This window comes from Oleisolibacter albus (genome assembly GCF_003336875.1).
In the GTDB taxonomy this organism is placed as follows: domain Bacteria; phylum Pseudomonadota; class Alphaproteobacteria; order Azospirillales; family Azospirillaceae; genus Niveispirillum; species Niveispirillum album.
In genome coordinates, this window is record NZ_QGNJ01000009.1 from 104,959 (window position 1) to 124,579 (window position 19,621).

At 68.9% G+C, this 19,621-nt stretch carries 21 protein-coding genes; all 21 read right to left on the reverse strand.

Features of this window, described 5'->3' with window-relative positions; all coding sequences use genetic code 11:
* Positions 1-122: 122 nt before the first annotated feature.
* Positions 123-563, reverse strand: a complete 441-nt coding sequence (locus tag DK368_RS13715; RefSeq protein ID WP_114394524.1) for a DUF3293 domain-containing protein — start codon at positions 561-563, stop codon at positions 123-125.
* Entirely contained in the window at positions 560-1,360 is an 801-nt protein-coding gene (thiD, locus tag DK368_RS13720; protein WP_114394525.1) for a bifunctional hydroxymethylpyrimidine kinase/phosphomethylpyrimidine kinase, read from the reverse strand. The genes DK368_RS13715 and thiD overlap by 4 nt, the downstream gene beginning before the upstream one ends.
* Positions 1,361-1,400: 40 nt before the next feature.
* Positions 1,401-2,777 (reverse strand): phosphoglucosamine mutase, encoded by a 1,377-nt coding sequence (gene glmM / locus DK368_RS13725; RefSeq protein WP_114394526.1) that lies wholly within the window; start codon positions 2,775-2,777, stop codon positions 1,401-1,403.
* Between the two features lie 117 nt (positions 2,778-2,894).
* Entirely contained in the window at positions 2,895-4,004 is a 1,110-nt protein-coding gene (gene folP / locus DK368_RS13730; RefSeq protein WP_114394527.1) for a dihydropteroate synthase, read from the reverse strand.
* Between the two features lie 220 nt (positions 4,005-4,224).
* Positions 4,225-6,162 (reverse strand): ATP-dependent zinc metalloprotease FtsH, encoded by a 1,938-nt coding sequence (ftsH, locus tag DK368_RS13735; protein ID WP_114394528.1) that lies wholly within the window; start codon positions 6,160-6,162, stop codon positions 4,225-4,227.
* Positions 6,163-6,255: 93 nt separating this feature from the next.
* The gene (gene tilS / locus DK368_RS13740; protein ID WP_114394529.1) at positions 6,256-7,590 is read right to left on the reverse strand and encodes a tRNA lysidine(34) synthetase TilS; all 1,335 of its coding nucleotides are present in this window, start codon (positions 7,588-7,590) and stop codon (positions 6,256-6,258) included.
* Entirely contained in the window at positions 7,581-8,534 is a 954-nt protein-coding gene (gene ybgF, locus DK368_RS13745) for a tol-pal system protein YbgF (RefSeq protein WP_162306032.1), read from the reverse strand. The genes tilS and ybgF overlap by 10 nt, the downstream gene beginning before the upstream one ends.
* A gap of 374 nt (positions 8,535-8,908) precedes the next feature.
* Positions 8,909-9,400 (reverse strand): peptidoglycan-associated lipoprotein Pal, encoded by a 492-nt coding sequence (gene pal / locus DK368_RS13750; protein WP_114394531.1) that lies wholly within the window; start codon positions 9,398-9,400, stop codon positions 8,909-8,911.
* Positions 9,401-9,553: 153 nt separating this feature from the next.
* Positions 9,554-10,915 carry a Tol-Pal system beta propeller repeat protein TolB gene (gene tolB, locus DK368_RS13755; protein WP_114394532.1) on the reverse strand — a complete coding sequence of 454 codons (1,362 nt, stop codon included), beginning with the start codon at positions 10,913-10,915 and terminating at the stop codon, positions 9,554-9,556.
* Positions 10,915-11,922: an energy transducer TonB gene (locus DK368_RS21755; RefSeq protein WP_193552294.1), complete on the reverse strand. Its 1,008-nt coding sequence runs from the start codon at positions 11,920-11,922 to the stop codon at positions 10,915-10,917. The genes tolB and DK368_RS21755 overlap by 1 nt, the downstream gene beginning before the upstream one ends.
* A gap of 23 nt (positions 11,923-11,945) precedes the next feature.
* On the reverse strand, positions 11,946-12,407 hold the full coding sequence (locus tag DK368_RS13765) for an ExbD/TolR family protein (RefSeq protein ID WP_114394533.1): 462 nt from the start codon (positions 12,405-12,407) through the stop codon (positions 11,946-11,948).
* A 4-nt stretch (positions 12,408-12,411) separates the two neighbouring features.
* Positions 12,412-13,146, reverse strand: coding sequence for a protein TolQ (tolQ, locus tag DK368_RS13770; protein ID WP_114394534.1), 735 nt, complete (start codon positions 13,144-13,146; stop codon positions 12,412-12,414).
* A gap of 4 nt (positions 13,147-13,150) precedes the next feature.
* Positions 13,151-13,711 carry a YbgC/FadM family acyl-CoA thioesterase gene (locus DK368_RS13775; RefSeq protein WP_114394535.1) on the reverse strand — a complete coding sequence of 187 codons (561 nt, stop codon included), beginning with the start codon at positions 13,709-13,711 and terminating at the stop codon, positions 13,151-13,153.
* Entirely contained in the window at positions 13,701-14,741 is a 1,041-nt protein-coding gene (gene ruvB / locus DK368_RS13780) for a Holliday junction branch migration DNA helicase RuvB (protein ID WP_114394618.1), read from the reverse strand. The genes DK368_RS13775 and ruvB overlap by 11 nt, the downstream gene beginning before the upstream one ends.
* Positions 14,742-14,791: 50 nt before the next feature.
* On the reverse strand, positions 14,792-15,412 hold the full coding sequence (gene ruvA, locus DK368_RS13785; RefSeq protein ID WP_114394536.1) for a Holliday junction branch migration protein RuvA: 621 nt from the start codon (positions 15,410-15,412) through the stop codon (positions 14,792-14,794).
* Positions 15,409-15,834 (reverse strand): type II toxin-antitoxin system VapC family toxin, encoded by a 426-nt coding sequence (locus DK368_RS13790; protein WP_114394537.1) that lies wholly within the window; start codon positions 15,832-15,834, stop codon positions 15,409-15,411. Before DK368_RS13790 ends, ruvA begins: the two co-directional genes overlap by 4 nt.
* Positions 15,834-16,094 carry a type II toxin-antitoxin system VapB family antitoxin gene (locus DK368_RS13795; RefSeq protein ID WP_114394538.1) on the reverse strand — a complete coding sequence of 87 codons (261 nt, stop codon included), beginning with the start codon at positions 16,092-16,094 and terminating at the stop codon, positions 15,834-15,836. The genes DK368_RS13790 and DK368_RS13795 overlap by 1 nt, the downstream gene beginning before the upstream one ends.
* Before the next feature lie 73 nt (positions 16,095-16,167).
* Positions 16,168-16,695 carry a crossover junction endodeoxyribonuclease RuvC gene (gene ruvC / locus DK368_RS13800; protein WP_114394539.1) on the reverse strand — a complete coding sequence of 176 codons (528 nt, stop codon included), beginning with the start codon at positions 16,693-16,695 and terminating at the stop codon, positions 16,168-16,170.
* A 22-nt stretch (positions 16,696-16,717) separates the two neighbouring features.
* A complete protein-coding gene (locus DK368_RS13805) occupies positions 16,718-17,473 on the reverse strand; it encodes a YebC/PmpR family DNA-binding transcriptional regulator (protein WP_114394540.1) in 756 nt (251 codons plus the stop codon).
* Between the two features lie 165 nt (positions 17,474-17,638).
* Entirely contained in the window at positions 17,639-18,721 is a 1,083-nt protein-coding gene (locus DK368_RS13810) for a patatin-like phospholipase family protein (RefSeq protein WP_205028225.1), read from the reverse strand.
* Positions 18,722-18,769: 48 nt separating this feature from the next.
* Complete coding sequence (locus DK368_RS13815; protein ID WP_114394541.1) at positions 18,770-19,552, reverse strand: 3-hydroxybutyrate dehydrogenase; 783 nt, start codon at positions 19,550-19,552, stop codon at positions 18,770-18,772.
* Between the last annotated feature and the right edge of the window lie 69 nt (positions 19,553-19,621).

Below are 19,621 nucleotides of genomic sequence, written 5' to 3' on the forward strand. Positions count from 1 at the left end.
GTCCGCTTATCGGAAGGGGAGCCTGTCAGATGACAGGGCGGCTTGTCCACGGGAACAGGCGCCGGCGCTGAAACAACCGGCCACGGCGCCCGGCCCGGCCGCACACCGGCCGGGCGCGGGGATCAGGCCACCGCCAGCCGGGTGAACAGCAGCTGCGCCGGCTGGCCCAGGGCCTGCCAGACGATGGCGTTCTGCTGCAGATGTTCGGCCAGGGCCAGGGCGTCCAGGGGCGGCAGGTCGAAGATCAGCACGCCCTGTTCGGCCCAATCGCCGCCGCGCGCCCTGCCCTCGTGCGGCAGGAACTCCAGATCCTCGTCCTCCAGGATCTCCAGCAGGCGGGCATGCGCCGCATCGTTGTCGGCCTGGCTGCGGGGCTGGCTGCGCGGGTTCCAGGCGGTGACGAACACCGCCTCCGCCGCGCCCCGGCGCTCCAGCAGGGCGTCGATCTCCGGGTTCAGCCGCCCGACTCGGGCCGTCAGCCGCCGCTTGCCGTCGAGCACGAGGTAATCGGTGTCCAGATACAGGGCGCGGATCTGCTCCAGGGATGTCGGGCTGCGGCTCATCGGAAGGGCGTCACGGTGTGGCTGTGGTTCAGGGGGCCATGGCCGTGACCATAGCCGGGGGCGGTGCGGATGGCGATCTCCACATAGCGGCGCGCCCGCGCCACTGCGTCGGTCGGGGCCAGCCCCTGGGCCAGACCGCAGGCGATCGCCGACGCCAGGGTGCAGCCGGTGCCGTGGGTGTGCGGCGTGTCCACCCGCTCGCCGGTGAAGCAGGTCTCCCCCGCCGCGGTCACCAACAGGTCGGTGACCACAGGCCCGTCCAGATGGCCGCCCTTCATCAGCACGGCCTTGGCGCCGAAGCTGCGCAGCCGGGCCGCCGCCGCCCGCATCTCCTCCGGGCTGCGCACCGGCAGGCCGGTCAGCGCCTCGGCCTCGGGCGCGTTGGGCGTCAGCAGGTCGGCCAGTGGCAGCAGCCGAGTCAGCACGGCCTGGATGGCATTCTCCACCAGCAGCCGGTGCCCGCCCTTGGCCACCATGACCGGGTCGACCACCACCGGCACCCGCCCGGCCAGGGGCGCCAGCTCGGCCGCCACCGCCTCGATGACCTCGGCCGTGGCCAGCATGCCCGTCTTCACCGCGTCGGCGCCGAGATCGTCCAGCACCAGCCTGATCTGCTGGCGGATGAAATCGGTGGGCACCGGCAGCACGCCATGGACGCCGCGCGTGTCCTGGGCCGTCAGCGCCGTGATGGCGGTCATGGCATAGCCGTCCAGGGCCGTGACCGCCTTGATGTCGGCCTGAATTCCCGCCCCGCCGCCGGAATCCGATCCGGCGATGATCAGCACCCGTCCCTTCATCTCCCGCCCCTCCCGTATCCGGCCGTCGCCGGCCCGCGCGTCACGGCACCGGCTGGCAGGCCGGCCGCGTCACCCGCTCCACCACGGCACAGATCTCCTCGACCACGGCCCTGACCAGGGCCTCGTCCTCGCCTTCGGCCATGACCCGGATCAGCGGCTCGGTGCCCGACTTGCGGATCAGCAGGCGGCCGGTGCCGCCCAGCCGGTCCTCACCGGCAGCGATGGCGGCCTGCACGGCGGCATGCTCCAGCGGCCGGACCCCGGCCGCGGGATCGAAGCGCACATTCTTCAGCAGCTGCGGCAGCGGCTGGAACAGCTTCAGCACCTCCGACGCCGGCCGGCCGCTGCGCTTGACGCAGGCCAGCACCTGCAGGGCCGCCAGCAGCCCGTCACCGGTGGTGCCGAAATCGGACAGCACCATATGGCCGGACTGCTCGCCGCCCACATTGAAGCCGTGCTCACGCATATGCTCGACCACATAACGGTCGCCCACGGGGGTGCGGACCAGCGTCAGCCCGCGCCGTTTCAGGAACAGCTCCAGCCCCAGATTGGACATGACGGTGGCGACGACACCGTTGCCCCGCAGCTTGCCCGCCTCGGCCCAGCTGGTGCCGATCAGGGCCATGATCTGGTCGCCGTCGATCTGGGTCCCGGTCTCGTCCGCCAGGATCAGCCGGTCGGCATCGCCATCCAGGGCCAGACCGATATGGGCCTTGTGCTCCAGCACGGCGGCGCGCATGGCCGCGGTGTGGGTGGCGCCGCACTGGGCGTTGATGTTGGTGCCGTTGGGGCTGACGAACAGCGGCACCACCTCGGCCCCCAGCTCGTACAGCACGCGCGGCGCCACCTTGTAGGCGGCGCCGTTGGCGCAATCGACCACGATCTTCAGCCCGTCCAGCCGCAGGTCGCGGGGAAAGCTGGACTTCACCACCTCGATATAGCGGCCGCTGGCATCCTCCAGCCGCTGGGCCCGGCCCAGGGCCGCGGGTGCGGCCAGATCGGGGGCGAAGGGCAGCGCCATGCGCGCCTCGATCTCCGCCTCGATCTCGTCCGACAGCTTGTAGCCGTCCGGGCCGAACAGCTTGATGCCGTTGTCCTGGAACGGGTTGTGGGAGGCGGAGATCATCACCCCCAGATCGGCCCGCAGCGAGCGCGTCAGCATGGCCACGGCCGGGGTCGGCAGCGGCCCGACCAGGATCACATCCATGCCCATGGCGGTGAAGCCCGCCACCAGCGCCGGCTCGATCATATAGCCGGACAGGCGGGTATCCTTGGCGATGACCACGGCATGGCGGTGGATGCCGCGCCGGAACTGCAGGGCCGCGGCCATGGCCGCCTTCAACGCCGTTTCCGCTGTCATCGGCTCCGTATTGGCGGTCCCGCGGATTCCGTCGGTACCAAACAGCGTGCGAGACATCGAAGCAGCGCCCTCCCAGCGGCCAGACGATCGGGAGGGGGGTTATAGCATGCCCGTCCGCGCAGACCAGTAACCAACAGGGGACGCCCGCAGGAGGCGCCGGCCGCTGCCGGGGGATCAGGCGCCGTGCAGCCCCTGCCACACCGCCCGCGCCTGCACCGTCTCGGCCACATCATGCACGCGCAGGATCTGCGCCCCCTGGCCCAGCGCCGCCAGCCCCGCCGCCAGCGACCCGGGCAGACGCTGCTTCGGCTCCTCCCCGCGCGACAGGCTGGCGATGAAGCGCTTGCGGCTGACGCCGATCAGGATGGGGCAGCCCAGCCCGTGGAACAGCGCCGTCTGCCGCAGCAGCTCGACATTGTGCGCCACCGTCTTGCCGAAGCCGATGCCGGGATCGACGACGATGCGGCTCAGCGGCAGGCCGGCGGCCTCGGCGGCGGCCACGCGGTCCTCCAGCAGGTCGAACACCTCGGTCGCCACATCGCCATAGGCGGGGTTCTGCTGCATGCTGCCGGGGTCCCCCTGCATATGCATCAGCACCACCGGGCAGCCGGCCTTGACCACCAGAGGCAGGCTGGCGGGATCGCCGGCCAGGGCGGTGATGTCGTTGACGATGCGGGCACCGGCCGCCAGCGCCGCCGCCATGACCGCGGCGCGGCGCGTGTCGATGGAGATCACCGCCCCCCGCTCGGCCAGGGCGCGCACCACCGGCAGCGTGCGCGCCAGCTCCTCCTCCACCGGCACGGGCGCGGCGCCGGGCCGGGTCGACTCGCCGCCGATATCCAGGATGTCGGCCCCCGCCTCCAGCAGCGCCAGCCCATGGGCGATGGCGGCGCCGGTGTCGGCATGGTCGCCGCCGTCGGAGAAGCTGTCGGGTGTGACATTGACGATGCCCATGACCAGCGGCCGCTCCAGCGCCAGTCCGGCCCAGCGCCCGCGCGGCGCGATGCTGGAGGCCAGATGCAGCCGCACCCGGGCCACGAAGGCCGGCCCCCAATTGGCCGCCACCATCTCCACCTCGGACAGCGGCAGCGTGGTCCGGCGCACACCCTCGGCCGTGCGCACGCCCATCTCCACCAGCGCGAAGGCCAGCGGTCCGCCCGCCAGCCAGGCGGCCCGGCCGTCCGCCACGGCTTGCTCCGCCGTCGCCCCGGCCAGCAGGCCGGTGGGGCGCAGATGCACATGGGTGGGCAGGGTCGGGATCGGCAGTCGCTCAACCGGAGGCATGCGGCCCTCTTATCCTGAGAGTGTTAACCACTTGCCGACCAAAGCACAGCACGCGCGCCGGTGGAAGAGGGCACACACCAGCATGATGCGGAAACGCACCCGCCCCCCCCTGCGGACGAAGCCATGCGGACGAAACCGTGCGGACAAAGCCGTGCGAACGGAAAGGGCCCCCGGTTTCCCGGAGGCCCTGAGCGTCTATCCACTGTGGCAGCCCGCCGGATCAGACCCCCGGCTGCGGCTCCGGCTCGAAACCGCCGGAATCCTTGCCCGAACTGGGCACCGAGGAGCGGCGGCCGGGCTTGGGCGGCTCGGCCTTGACCTCGGGCGGGCGGGCCGGCGGATCGGTGCGGACGATCTCCTCGCCGCGGATCAGCGCGCGCACCTCGTCGCCGGACAGGGTTTCGTATTCCAGCAGCGCCGCCGTGACCTTCTCCAGCTCGTCGCGGTGCTCGGTCAGGATGCGGCGGGCATGGGCCTCCGCCTCCTCGATGATGCGCCGGACCTCCTGGTCGATCAGGTTGGCCGTGGCCTCGGACATGTTCTGGGTCTGGGTCACGGAATGGCCCAGGAACACCTCCTGCTCGTTGGCGCTGTAGCGCACCCGGCCCAGCTTGTCGGACATGCCGAACTCGGTGACCATGCGGCGGGCCATGTTGGTGGCCTGCTGGATGTCGTTGCCGGCGCCAGTGGTCACGGCCTCGGTCCCGAACACCAGTTCCTCGGCCATGCGGCCGCCGAACATCATGGCCAGACGGCTTTCCAGCTCGATCTTGGCATAGGTGTACTTGTCGCGCTCCGGCAGGTTCATGGTCACGCCCAGGGCACGGCCGCGGGGGATGATGGTGACCTTGTGCAGCGGATCGCTGGCCGGCATGTAGAGGCCGACCAGGGCATGGCCCGCCTCATGATAGGCGGTCAGCTTCTTCTCCTGCTCGGTCATGACCATGGAGCGGCGCTCGGCGCCCATCATGACCTTGTCCTTGGCCGCCTCGAAATCGGCCATGCCGACGACGCGCTTACCCGCCCGGGCGGCCAGCAGCGCCGCCTCGTTGACGAGGTTGGCCAGATCGGCGCCGCTGAAGCCCGGCGTGCCGCGGGCGATGATCTTGGCATCCACATCCGGCGCCAGCGGCACCTTGCGCATATGGACCTTGAGGATCTTCTCGCGGCCCAGCACGTCCGGGTTCGGCACCACGACCTGACGGTCGAAGCGGCCGGGACGCAGCAGGGCGGGATCGAGCACATCGGGACGGTTGGTGGCGGCGATGAGGATGACGCCCTCATTGGCCTCGAAGCCGTCCATCTCCACCAGCAACTGGTTCAGGGTCTGCTCGCGCTCGTCATTGCCGCCGCCCAGGCCGGCACCGCGGTGGCGGCCCACCGCGTCGATCTCGTCGATGAAGATGATGCAGGGGGCGTTCTTCTTGCCCTGCTCGAACATGTCGCGCACGCGCGACGCGCCGACGCCGACGAACATCTCCACAAAGTCGGAACCGGAGATGGTGAAGAAGGGCACATTGGCCTCGCCGGCCACGGCGCGCGCCGTCAGGGTCTTACCGGTGCCCGGCGGGCCGACCAGCAGCACGCCCTTGGGGATCTTGCCGCCCAGGCGCTGGAACTTCTGCGGGTCCTTCAGGAACTCGACGATCTCCTCCAGCTCCTGCTTGGCCTCGTCGATGCCGGCCACGTCGTCGAAGGTGACGCGGCCCACCTTCTCCGTCAGCAGGCGGGCGCGGGACTTGCCGAAGCCCATGGCCTTGCCGCCGCCGCCCTGCATCTGGCGCATGAAGAAGATCCAGACGCCGATCAGCAGCAGCATGGGGAACCAGCTCAGCAGGATGCTGAACAGGCTGGGCACATTGCTGTCGTCGGGCACCACATTGACCCGGACATTCTTGTCCACCAGCCGGTCGGCCAGATTGGCGCCCGGCGGCACATAGGTCTGGAAGGCGCTGCCGTCATTGAGGCTGCCCGAGACCTGGTTGCCCTTGATGGTTACGGAGGAGACCGCCCCGCGCTCGACCTGCGACAGCAGCTCGCTATAGGCCATGCCCGACTGCGGCGTGCGTGTGGAGGACGTCTGGAACAGATTGAACAGCGCCACCAGCAGCAGGCCGATGATGATCCAGAGCGCCAGATTCTTACCGAAGTTGTTCACGTCGTCAGCCTTTCGTCGACCGCCCCGCGGGCCCCGCACGCCCCGCCCCCCTTATCCGGGGGTGGAACGCATTTCCGCACGGGATGCTTCCCATTAGATAATGTCCCCGACGGGCCTGACAACAGAGAAGCATGGTCTACACGCAGGCTCAGGCATTGCCGGGATAACGGTACACCCTATGGCATCGGGTCCGGCGCAGACATAGTTCAGATGGGGTACGGTCAGCACCGTGCCGCCGCGCCAGATCGCCGGCAGCGTGCAGCGGACGGCCGCCGGCAAGGGCAGCCGCGCCAGGGCCGGGGCCGCCGCCTTGACCTGGGCCCAGCCCCCATCGCCCAGGGCCGCGACCCGCGCCGGCCCCTCCCCGTCCCAGCACAGGCGGAAACGGTTGTCCCAAACGACTGGTTTTCCACGAAAAATCGGCACGTCGGCGCCCAGATCCCGCGCCTCGCGGCAGAAGCGCCAGCCAGCGCGCAGCGGGCGGACCAGACAGCCACCCAGGCCGGCGCCGGTGCTGCGGCCATCCCGCAGATCCCGGCAGAGACGGGCCAGCCGCTCGCGCCGCGGGGCATAGTCGCGCCCGCCGACGACCGTGATCAGGGTGGCGAGCATCCGCTCCGCCAGCCCGGGATCGACGCCCGCCAGGGCCTCCCCATCCAGGTCAACCCATCCTTCAGGATAGAAGCAGGCATGGCAGGCCAGCGCCGCGGCCATGGCCCGGTCGCGGGCGGCCCGCTCCTGCCCGGCCTGGCGGGCGTCTGCGGCCAGGGCCGCCGCACCGGCCACGCCGCCCCCGGCACGCAGGCGGCCGCGGGCGAAGCGGGGCGAGCGGTTGGAGGGGTCCTCGACCCATTCTTCCTGGCCCAGCGCCCGCAGGGTCGCCACCAGCCGCGCCTTGGGCAGATCCAGCAGCGGGCGGATCAGGCGCAGCTCCGCCGTCTCCCGCACGGCCGGCATGGCGGCCAGACCGTCGGGACCGCTGCGCGCCACCTGCCGCAGCAGAAACGTCTCTGCCTGATCGTCGCGGTGGTGGGCCAGGGCCAGGGTCAGAATGCCGGTGCTTCGGCACCGGGTCCGCAACAGGCCATGCCGGGCCGCGCGCGCGGCCTCCTGCAGGCCGGTGGCCGGTTTCTCCCCCTCCCAGGGCAGACTCTCCCAGGCGATGGCGCGGTCGCGCAGCCACCGCCCCACCTGCTCTGATTCCGCCGTCGACTCGGACCGCAGCCGGTGGTCCACGGTCAGGGCCAGCACCGCGCCACCGCGGGCACGGCACCAGCGGTCCAGCAGCAGGGCCAGGGCCAGGCTGTCCGCCCCGCCGGACACACCGACGGCGATGCGTGGCGCCGCCTCGAACGGTCCCAGCGGCGCCATGCGGCGGGCGAAGGCCGCGTCGTCGAGCGCGGCCGCGGCGGGATCGGTTACGAGCACTTCAGACGGTTACGCTCCTGGTCGGCCCGGCGCTTGATGGTGGCCGGAGCATCCTTGAACTTGTTCTGCAGCTCGCCCAGGGCGGCGCAGGCCTCCTCGTTGCGCTTCAGGGCCGACAGCGACAGCCCCAGCTTCAGCAGGCTGTCCGGCGCCTTGTTGCTCTTGGGATATTTGGTATAGCCCTCGGCGAAGGCGATAGCCGCCTCCTTGAACTTGTTGCGGGCATAGAGCGACTCGCCCAGCCAGTATTCGGCATTGGCGGCCAGGGCATGGTTGGGATTGGCCTTCAGGAACTGGGTGAAGGCCTTTTCCGCCCCGGCATAGTCGGTCTGGCGCAGCAGGTTGAAGGCATTGTCATACTGGTCCTGGGCCGACCCTCCGGGGAGGTTGCCGCCATCCCCCTTGGCCGGCGTTCCGGCGGAGGGGCCGGCGGAGGGGCCGGCCGATGATCCCGCCGATGCTGCGGACGGTGACCCGGATTGCGACTCTGCCGCTGCCGGCGTGGATGCGCCGCTGTCGGCCGCAGCCGGCATGCCGCCGCCCTGCTCCAGCCGCTGCAGCCGGAACTCCAGATCCTGCTGCATCTTCTGCATCTGCTCGCGCAGCTGGCCGATCTGATAGGTCGCCTCCTCATAGCGGCCGTTCAGGGTCGCCATGTCGCTTTCCAGCCGCTGCAGCCGGGCCTCGAAGCTGCCGGCCACGCTGGGCGGGATGGCGGCACCGGGGGTGGCGCCGCCCGACGGCGAGCCGCCGGCGCCGCCGCGATAGACAGTGCGGCTCAGGCTCTGGACATCGCTTTCCAGCCGGTCCAGCCGGTTCATCAGCTCGCGCATGTCGCCGCTCTGGGCCGAGGCGGACCCCGGCGGCACCAGGGCCAGCAGGGCGATGGCGGCCGAGGCGGCCAGGAGATGGCGGAAACGGCGGGAGGAAACGACGAGGCGCATGGCGGGCCGGAGCGGGTCCTGGAGGTTGGAAACGGCCGATGACGGATGGCTCCGCCGGCCGCGGGCGGCAAGGTAGCGTGTCCGGCCGCCGACAGGAAGCGTGCAACGGCATCGCGACACAAATGTGACCTGGCGCATTCACCTTTGCCGAAGGACCCGGCTGCCTGACGGACCGGGCGGCCCGCAGACGCGGCCCGGCCGCGCCGGAAGCGGCGATCCCGTGTGCCCCCCCCTGCGTGCAACGGAAGGGGCGTGCAACGGGAAGGGGCGCGCAACGGGAAGGGAACGCACAAAGAAAAGGCGCCGCCCGGTTTCCCAGGCGGCGCCGATCCTTGCCGGCCCGAAGGCCGTATCCGCGAAGCGGACCCGCGACCTTAGTTGATCACGGTCACGCCACGGCGGTTCTGGGCCCAGGCGGCCTCGTTCGAACCGAGGACGGCCGGACGCTCCTTGCCGTAGCTGATGGTCTGGACGCGGGCGGTGTCGACGCCCAGGGCGACCAGGTAGTTCTTCACGGCGGTGGCGCGGCGCTCACCCAGGGCGAGGTTGTACTCGCGGGTGCCGCGCTCGTCGGCATGACCCTCAACGGTGATGGTCACGTTCTGGTACTGCTTCAGCCAAGCGGCCTGACGGTCCAGGGTCGCGGTGGCTTCCGGGGTCAGGTCGTAACGGTCGAAGCCGAAGAAGACGCGGTCGCCGACATTGACGACGAAGTCTTCGGCCGAACCGGGGACCGGGCCGGTCGTGTTGGTGGGCACAGCAGCGGTGGTGCCACCGGTGCTGGCGGTGGTGGCCGTCTCGGGCGTGGAGCTGCAGGCGGAAACCAGCAGAACAGCCGCGGCGAGGCTGAGGAACTTGAAGCGCATTTTAGAGACCCCCTACTTCGAAACTGTCTATGATTATGATCGATTTATGCCCCACGAGCGACGCGGACCGTAAAACAGTCGCCGGCGATTACCGATCTTCTGACTGTTTAAGTCTTGGCGTCGACCTTGCGATGCGAAAATAATGTGACCCCCTTAGGGAATCAAGGGAGACCAAGCGGGGTCCGAGGCGTCGGTCGGCGTGACGACCTGCCTTTCGTTAAACCCTGTCAGGTCAATAGAGAATAGCTTGGCTTGCCGCTGACGGTTGCCGTCCCCCGTCGGACGCTCCTTGAAGAACATCAGCACACGCCCGTTCGGCGCCCAGGTCGGCCCCTCCACGTGGAAGGCCTCGGTCAGCATGCGCTCGCCGGTGCCGTCGGGCCGGACGACACCAATGTAGAAGCGGCCGTCGGCGATGCGGGTGAAGGCAATCAGGTCACCACGCGGCGACCAGACCGGCGTACCATAACGCCCATGCCCGAAAGTAATCCGCTTCACGTCCGCCCCGTCAGCATTCATCGTGTAGAGCTGCTGTGTTCCGCCACGGTCGGATTCGAACACGATTTTACTTCCGTCCGGCGAGTAAGACGGGGCCGTATCGATGGCCGGGCTGTTGGTCAACTGCGTCTGGCGCCGGGTGCGCAGGTCCAGGGTATAGATGTCGGTGTTGCCATTTTGCGCCAGCGACATGATTACTTTATTGCCATCCGGCGAGAACCGGGGTGCAAAGGTCATGCCGGGGAAGTCGCCCAGCACTTCCTGGCGGCCGGTGTCGATATTGAACAGATATACCCGAGGCCTGTTGTTGAAGTAACTCAGATATGTGATTTCCTGGGCCGTGGGCGAGAAACGCGGGGTCAGCACCAGGACGCGGCCGTCGGTCAGGAAACGGTGGTTCTCGCCATCCTGGTCCATGATGGCCAGCCGCTTCACCCGCTGGTTGGCCGGGCCGGACTCGGCGATATAGACGACGCGGGTGTCGAAATAGCCGTCCTCACCGGTGATGCGCTTGTAGATGGCATCGGAGATGATGTGGGCCACGCGGCGCCAGCCATCGGGCTGCACATTGTAGGCCAGCCCGGTCATCTGCTGGCCGGCCAGCACGTCGAACAGGCGGAACTCGATGCGGATGCGGCCATCCGGCAGCTGCTGCACCCCGCCGACCACCAGACCCTGGGCATCGATGACACGCCAGTCGGCATAGCGCGGCGTGCCGTTGCGCAGCTGTTCCGGCGTCTGGATGAAGCGCGACGGGTCGATGGGCCGGAACAGACCCGACCGCTCCAGATTGGCCGAGATCACCTTGGAGATGTTCTGGCCGATGGTCTGGGCCTGGGGCGAGTCGCCATAGAAGGTCGTCACCGCGATCGGCTTGGGATCGACCTTGCCGCTGGTGATGTCGATGGACAGCTCGGCCTGGGCGGGCAGGGCCAGGAAGCCGGTCCCCAAGGCACAGGCCGCCAAGGCTGCGACGACAGCCCGGCGCAGCCGGGTCAGGAAGGATGGTTTCCGCATCAGAACATGTCCTTAGGCGTGAAGTTCATGACGATGGTGCCCTTGTCGGCATATTTGTCCACCGGCAACCGCAGCGTGCTGCAGGCCGGCAGAAGCGGCGCGCGCAGTGCGGATTCGGCGAAGGAACGGTAGCGCGGGTCCGACAGGGACCCGTAGAGCTTGGCATACTCGGTCTTCAGCACCCGCATGGAGGTGTCGAAGAAGACGCGGACTTCCACCCGCATCTCGTTCACGCCCTTGGCGCCCGGATCGACGTTCCAGCAGCTGCGCATCTGCGACCGCAGCGCGTCCTCCTCGCTGAGGGCCAGCCGCTCGCCGGCTTTGGCATTGACAGGGGACGGCTGGGAGTCCGAGGAATCCTGCGTCTTGGCCGTCTCGGTCTGCTTCGGCGCGTCCTTCTGCGGCTGCGATTTGGGCGCATCCTTGAGGACGTTCTTCAGCACGCTGTCGAAGGACGTCTTCGGCGGCTCTTCCTTCTTCGGCTCCGGCTTCTTCTCCTCCTTCTTCGGCTCGGGCTTCGGCTCGGGCTTCGGCTCGGGCTTCGGAGGATCAGGCTTCTTCTCTTCCTTCTTCGGCTCCGGCTTCGGCTCCTCCTTCTTCGGCGGCTCCGGCTTCGGTTCCGGCTTGGGCTCGGGCTTGGGCTCGGGCTTCGGCGGTTCCGGCTTCGGCGGCTCGGGATTGGGAGGTTCCGGTTTGGGGGGCTCGGGCGCCTTCACCGGCGGCGGAGGCGGCGGCTCCTCCTTGGCCGGCGGCGGGGGGGCCGGCTGCGGCTTGGGCGGTTCCGGCTTCGGTGGTTCCGGTTTGGGCGGAGCGGGCTTGGGCGCCTGCGCATGCTCGCGCGGCTGGTCGAGGCGGGCGATGGTCATCGGCCCGACCTCCACCACATCCACGGGAATTTCCTGGAGGAGCAGAACTTCCTGCTTCTCCATCAGGTGCGGCAGTCCGAACAGCGCGATCAGGAACAGCGCAACATGCAGCACCGCGGAGAGGATCAGGGCCGTACGCATGGGTGGGTGTCCGGCGTTCCTGCTCAGCGGCTGCGCGGGTCGGATTCGATGACCAGCTTGGCCTCGGTCAGACCGGCCCGGCGGGCCTCGCTCAACACATCGATGATGGCGGCGTACTGGGCCTCGCGGTCCCCGCGCACCATCACCTTCCGATCGGGCGTCTGCTCGGCCACCGCGCGCAGGCGCGGCGCCAGGTCGCCCATCGGATATTCGTCATTATCGAACACCTTCTTGTCCTTGAAGGAGACGTTCCCCTTGGCCGTGACCGTGATCCACAGGGGATCATCCTGGGTCTGGAGCGCCTGGGCGGCGCCCCGCGGCAGGTTCACGGGGATGCCGGCGGTCATCAGCGGGGCCGCCACCATGAAAATGATGAGCAGCACCAGCATGACGTCCACCATCGGCGTCACATTGATGTCGGACATGGCCTTGCCGCCGCGGCGCCGGCCGCGGCCGCTGGACTTGCCCCCCAGGCTAACGCCCATGATCTCAGCCCCGCTCCTCAAGGTGACGCTGCAAAATCGCAGAGAATTCTGTCACAAATGAGTCGAGCCGCTCACCGAAGCGGCCGAGATCACTGTTGAACACGTTGTAGGCCAGCACCGCCGGGATGGCGGCCACCAGACCGATGGCGGTGGCGAACAGCGCCTCGGCGATGCCCGGCGCCACCACGGCCAGCGAGGTGTTCTGCTGCTGGGCGATGTTGGTGAAGGCATGCATGATGCCCCAGACCGTGCCGAACAGGCCGACGAAGGGGCCGGCCGAGCCGACCGAGGCCAGCACGGTCATGTAGCGCTCCAGGGCGGCCATCTCGCGGCCCACGGTCACCGACATCACCCGCTCGATGCGCTGGGCCAGGTTGGCGCGCATGGCGCCGGCACCGGCCAGACCGCGCTCGGTGGCGTGACGCCATTCGCGCATGCCGGCGGCGAAGGTGGCCGACAGCGGGTCGCCGGGATTGCGGGCCACGCGGTCATACAGCTCGTCGAGCGAGCCGCCGGACCAGAACTGTTCCTCGAAATCGGCGGCGGCGGCCTTCAGCCGGCGCAGCTTGATCGACTTGTCGAAGATGATGGCCCAGGTCCAGATCGATGAGCCGATCAGGCCCAGCATCACCAGCTTGACGACCAGCTGGGCCTGCATGAACAGGCCCCAGATCGTGATATCTTGCATGGGGGCCACTACCCCCGCCGCAGCGACGGCATCCATGGCGGTCGGTTCCATTCATTCAGTCCTGAGAATACCGCGCGACGAACGCTTGCAGTACGGCGCGCAAAGGCTTGGGTAGACGCGCAGGCCTTCCCATATGGTTAATGCAGGCCAGTCGAAGGGTCAGGCGGGCCAGATCGGTCACATCCTCCCCCGGAACAGGCGGGATTTCCTGTCCGGGGGCGATCCCCCGGTCCGCGTCGGGCCGTCCGGGGGCCGGTCGGCGCACGGTCTGCAAGACATCAAGCGTGGCGCCGCCGATATCGGAGATCACCGTCACCACTTCAAGCGCATCATCCAGACGGGCGGGTTGCAGAAAGTCGATTTCGCAGCGCCGTACCGCAAAGGCAACACCGGCCTCATCGATCATGGTGGAGTGGGGATAGCCCACCAGCCGCATCATCTCGGTGCGCGCCCGTTCGCAGAAGCGAAGATAATTGGCGTGATAGACGATGCCGCCGGCATCCGTGTCCTCGTAATAGACACGCAGAGGATAGAGATGGGCGCCCCCGCCCACCAGGCGACCCAGCGGTGGCGCGGATGACGCAAGGGGGGGACAGGACAGCGGATCAGGACTCATCACCAGCCTCCGGCAGGTTGCCGAGCAGATCCAGCTGCCGCGCCGGGCTGGCTGGCGGCGTCAGCCCGAGATAGCGGTAGCCGGTGTCGGTCAACATGCGCCCGCGCGGTGTGCGCTGCAACAATCCCTGCTGGATGAGATAGGGCTCGATGGTCTCCTCCAGCACGTCGCGCTGTTCGCCCAGGGCCGCACCCAGCGTGTCCACCCCCACCGGGCCGCCGCTGTAATTGTCGGCGATGCAGGCGAGATAGCGCCGGTCCATGGCGTCGAAGCCCATGCGGTCCACCTCCAGCCGCAGCAGCGCCCGGTCGGCGGCACCGGCATCGACGATGGCCGTGCCCTGCACGGCGCAAATGTCGCGGACGCGGCGCAGCAGCCGGCCGGCGATGCGCGGCGTCCCGCGCGACCGGCGCGCCACCTCCAGCGCCCCGTCGGCGGTCATCTCCATGCCCAGCAGCCGCGCCCCGCGCGAGACGATCAGCTGCAACTCCTCCGGCTCGTAGAACTGCATGCGCAGCGGAATGCCGAAGCGCTCGCGCAGCGGCCGGGTGATGAGGCCCGAGCGGGTGGTCGCCCCCACCAGGGTGAACGGGGCCAGATCGATGCGCACGCTGCGCGCCGCCGGCCCCTCGCCGATGATGAGATCCAGCTGGAAATCCTCCATGGCGGGATAGAGGATCTCCTCCACCGCCGGCGACAGGCGGTGGATCTCGTCGATGAACAGCACGTCGTGCGGCTGCAGATTGGTCAGCAGCGCCGCCAGATCGCCGGCCTTGGCGATGACCGGGCCGGAGGTGGCGCGGAAGCCCACATTCAGTTCCTTGGCCACGATCTGGGCCAGGGTTGTCTTGCCCAGGCCGGGCGGGCCGAACAGCAGCACATGGTCCAGCGCCTCCCCGCGGGAGCGGGCGGCCTGGATGAACAGCGACAGGTTCTCGCGCACCTGGCGCTGGCCGATGAAGTCGGACAGCGACAGCGGCCGGATCGAAGCCTCGCCCGTATCCAGGCCGATGCGGTCCTGTTCGACCATCCGTTCCGGACGGTCGGCGGGACGGGGCGCTTCCGGCTTCGGCGCGCGGCTCACTGGCTCAACTCCTTCAACCCGGCCCGGATCAGGGCGGACATGTCGGCCTCAGCCCCCAGCTGCTGCACGGCCTTGTTCACGGCCGTGAACGCGTCGATGCGCCTGTAGCCGAGATTGACCAGGGCCGACACGGCGTCGCCCACGGCACTGACCGGCCCCGCCGGGGCGGCCCCCCCCTTGACCGGCGGGGCGGACGCCGCCGCCGGCAGGGCGAAGGCCGCGACCTTATCCTTCAATTCGTTCAAAATTCGGGCAGCCAGTTTCGGCCCCACCCCGTCGGCGCGGCACAGCGACGTCTTGTCCTGGGCGGCGATGCTGGTGGTCAGCTCGTCCGGCGACAGCACCGACAGCAGGTTCAGCGCCACCTTGGCCCCCACCCCCTGCACCGTGGTCAGCAGGCGGAACCAGTCGCGCTCCTCGGCGTCGGCGAAGCCGTAGAGCGCCATCTTGTCCTCCGACACCCACATCTCCGTCAGCACGGAGACGGCGGCGCCGGGGCTGCCCAGCCGGCGCAGGGTGCGGGCCGAGGCGCTGACCAGATAACCGACCCCGGCCACATCGATGATGGCCCAGTCCAGGCCGGTGGAGTCGAGCAGGCCCGACAGTTTGGCGATCATGGCTGTGCTCCCGTGCGCGGCAGCAGCAGCGGCAGGGCCGCCACCACATCCGTCCGGCTGAAATCGTTGCCCTTGAACAGCAGGGGGCAGTCCAGGCTCTTGGCCAGGGCATAGGCGGCGCAGTCGACCAGATTCAAGCGGGCGGCATGCCCCGTCCCGAAGCGCTGATAGGCCAGAAAGGCCAACTCCGCCTGGTCGGCGTCGAAGGGATGGACCTCCGCCCCCAGTTCCCGCAGCAGCAGATGGAGCCGGTCGACCATGGACGGCCCGCGGCGCCCCAGCAGAACCGTTCTGGCTTCGGACAGGGTCAGGGCCGAGATCGCCGGCCTGTCCGCCCGCAGCAGCGCCTGCCCGAACAGGTCCGCATCGGCGTCACCGGTCATGGCGCTGACCAGGGCCGAGGTGTCGAGGACAATCCGCATCAGTCGACAGGACCGCGATCATTGTATCCGATGAGGCCGTCCGGCGTGCGCGGATCGAGGTCCGGCAGCGCCTGCGCTTCCCGCAACAGGGCCTGGATCCGGGCTTCCCGCGCAAGCCGCGCGGCCTGGTCCTGATGGTCCAGCCGCGCCTTGGCCTGACGCAGCGCCGCATGCACGGCATCGGTGATCCCGATCCCCATGCGGTCGGCCACTTCCCGCGCCAGGGCGTCGACCTCGGGACTTTTGATGTTCAAGGCCATGGCGTCTTCCTTTCTTCCATGACAGGAAGAAATCTACACCACCCGAACAAAAGAGCAACGTGAACCGCCGGGTTCAGCCGCGGATGCCCAGCATGGCGGCATCGACCTTGCGCCGGGTCTGGGCGAAATGGGCATGGCAGATGGCGACGGCCAGGGCGTCGGCGGCGTCGGCGGTGGAGCGCTGGAAACCCGGCAGCAACATCTTCACCATATGCTGCACCTGCTCCTTGTCGGCATGGCCGGTGCCGACCACCGACTTCTTCACCAGCATGGGCAGATACTGCTCCACCGGCAGCCCGGCCTTGGAGGCCGACAGCAGGGCGATGCCGCGGGCCATGCCCAGCTTCAGGGTGGAGGACGGGTTCTTGTTGGCCAGGGTCTCCTCCACCGCCGCCTCCTCGGGCTGCCAGCTTTGGATGACCTCCATGATGCCGTCATGCAGGACCGTCAGCCGCACGGCCAGGTCCTGCTTGTCGTCGGTGTGGATGGTCCCGTCCGCCACATGGGTCAGCCGGTTGCCGGTGACGTCGATGACGCCCCAGCCGGTGTGGCGCAGGCCCGGGTCCAACCCCAGGACCCGGACGGTGCGGACGGGTGCCATCCCCTTCTCCCGGCCGGGCGGATCAGCCGCCCAGCTTTTCCATGAGATCGGCCGGAATGTCGAAATTGCCGATCACGCTCTGGACATCGTCATTGTCTTCCAGCTGGTCCAGCAGCTTCATCAGGCTGGTGGCCGTGTCCTCGGCCGCCACCGGCACCGTGTTCATCGGCGTCCAGGTCAGCTTGGCGCTTTCCGGCGCGCCGAACTTGGCTTCCAGCGCATCGCGCACGGCGCCCAGCGTGTCGGTGGCGGTGGTGACCACGTGGGCGTCCTCATCGGACTGCACATCGTCGGCCCCGGCCTCGATCGCGGCCTCCAGCATGGCGTCGGCGCTGGCCGCGCTGGCCGGATAGGTCACCTGGCCCACGCGGTTGAACATGAAGGACACCGAATTGGTCTCCCCCAGCGTGCCGCCGAACTTGGTGAAGGCGGTGCGCACTTCGCCGGCCGTGCGGTTGCGGTTGTCGGTCAGCGCCTCGATGATCAGGGCCACGCCGCCGGGGCCGTAGCCCTCGTAGCGGACCTCATCGTAATTGGTGTCGTCGCCGCCGCCGGCCGTGCCCTGCTTGATGGCCCGCTCGATGCGGTCCTTCGGCATGTTCCCGGCGCGGGCGGCCTGGATGGCGGCGCGCAGACGCGGATTCATGGCCGGGTCCGGCAGGCCCGACTTGGCGGCCACGGTGATTTCGCGCGCCAGCTTGTTGAAGATCTTCTGCCGCTTGGCGTCCTGCGCGCCCTTGCGGTGCATGATGTTCTTGAATTGGCTATGACCGGCCATGGGACCCCGGGTGGACTGCTGTTGTATCGATTAGATATAGAAGCGGATAAGCGGGCCTTGTACCATATCTGGAGACGGGGCGCACCTCCCCCGGCGGGGGCTGCGACAGGACGGCCGGCATGCCCGGCCCCGCCCCTGCCGGCAACCGCCGGCGCCCGTTCCGCCCTATTGCGACAGCGACCCGATCTCGAAGCTGCTGGCGCGGCCCAGCCGGTCGAAGCTGCTGTCCAGCCAGTGCCCGGCGGCCTCGCGCCCCAGATCGCGCAGATGGGTGAGGAAACCCCAGTCGGCATTGAGCTTGGAGGAGACGCCGAGATCGTTCATGGCCGCCTCCGCCTCGATCCGGTGCAGGAAGAAGCGGTTCAGCCCCGCCTCCTCCTCGCTCAGCCGGCCCTCGGCGATCAGGCGGTTGATCAGCTCCATCGCGCGCAGCTCGCGCAGATAGGTGGAATTGAAGCTGATCTCGTTGATGCGGTCGACGATGGCGGTGGGGGTGGTCGGCAGCGCCGGGCGCTGCAACGGCGTCACCTGCACCACCACCACGTCGCGGCTGCGGCAATCATGGATCAGCGGATGCAGGGTGGGATTGCCCATATAGCCGCCGTCCCAGTACGGCTCGCCGTCGATCTCCACGGCCTGGAACAGGAAGGGCAGGCAGCTCGACGCCACCAGACAATCCACCGACAGCTCGTCGCCGGTGAACACCTTCAGCCGGCCACGGTTGACATTGGTGGCGCTGACGAACAGGCGGATCTGCTGCGACCGGCGCAGCAGGTCGAAATCGATCAGCCCGTGCAGGATGTCGCGCATGGGATTGAATCCCATGGGATTGAACTGGTAGGGCGACATCAGCCGGATCATCAGGTCGAAGCCGGCATAGACGGGATGGCAGTCCAGGTTGGGGCTGCCGGTGACCTGGGTCAGCCAGGACGGGCTCAGCGGGCCGAAGGCATTGGCCTTGGCCAGCCGCCGCCACAGCCGGTCCAGCAGGTCGCGGGCCGCCGGCCGGCCGCCGGTCAGCAGACCATAGGCCAGCATGGCACCATTGACGGCACCGGCGCTGGTGCCACTGATGCCCTCGACCTCCAGCCGCCCATCCTCCAGCAGCCGGTCCAGCACGCCCCAGGTGAAGGCGCCATGGGCACCGCCGCCCTGCAGGGCCAGATTGACGGTCTTGGTGGTGGACAGGGCAGGGATGTCCGGGCCGGGGACGGGGGACGGAGTGGCGGAACGACGTCGATTGCTCACGGGTGGGGAAAACCTCGGTCAGGATGCCGGATCGCGCGGAGCTGCACACTACTGTGCGGTCCAGCCGCCGTCGACCGTGATGGACGCACCGCGGATATTCGTGGCCGCCGGCCCGCACAGGAACACGGCCAGCTCGCCCAGCTGCTCCGGCGTGGTGAACTGCTTCGACGGCTGCTTTTCCGACAGCAGCCGCACCTTGGCCTCGTCGGGGGCGATGCCCTCGCGCGCGGCCAGGGCGTCGATCTGCTTCTGCACCAGCGGCGTCAGCACCCAGCCCGGACAGATGGCGTTGCAGGTGACGCCCGTTTCCGCCGTTTCCAGCGCCACCACCTTGGTCAGGCCGATGACCCCGTGCTTGGCCGCCACATAGGCGGATTTGTTGACGCTGGCCACCAGCCCGTGGGCGGAGGCGATGTTGACGATGCGGCCCCAGCCGGCCGCCTTCATGTGCGGCAGCGCCGCCTTGATGCCGTGGAACACCGCCGACAGGTTGATGGCGATGACGCTGTCCCAGCGCTCGTCGGGGAAGTCGTCCACCGCCGCGGTATGCTGGATGCCGGCATTGTTGACCAGCACATGCACCCCGCCCAGCCCCTCGGCACAGGTCTGGACCATGCCGGCCACCTGGGCACCGTCGCTCATGTCGGCATCGGAATACAGCACCCGCACGCCGAAGCCCTGGGCCAGATCCTGGCGGGTGCGCTCGATCTCGGCACGGTCGCCGAAACCGTTCAGCATGATGTCGGCGCCGGCCGCGGCCAGGGCGCGGGCTACGCCCAGCCCGATCCCGCTGGTGGACCCCGTGACGATGGCAGCCTTCCCCTTCAGCATGACGCGGCCCCTCCTGCATGGTCGTGAATGGTTTGCCCGGTTAAACACCATAGCAAACAAGACCGGCAC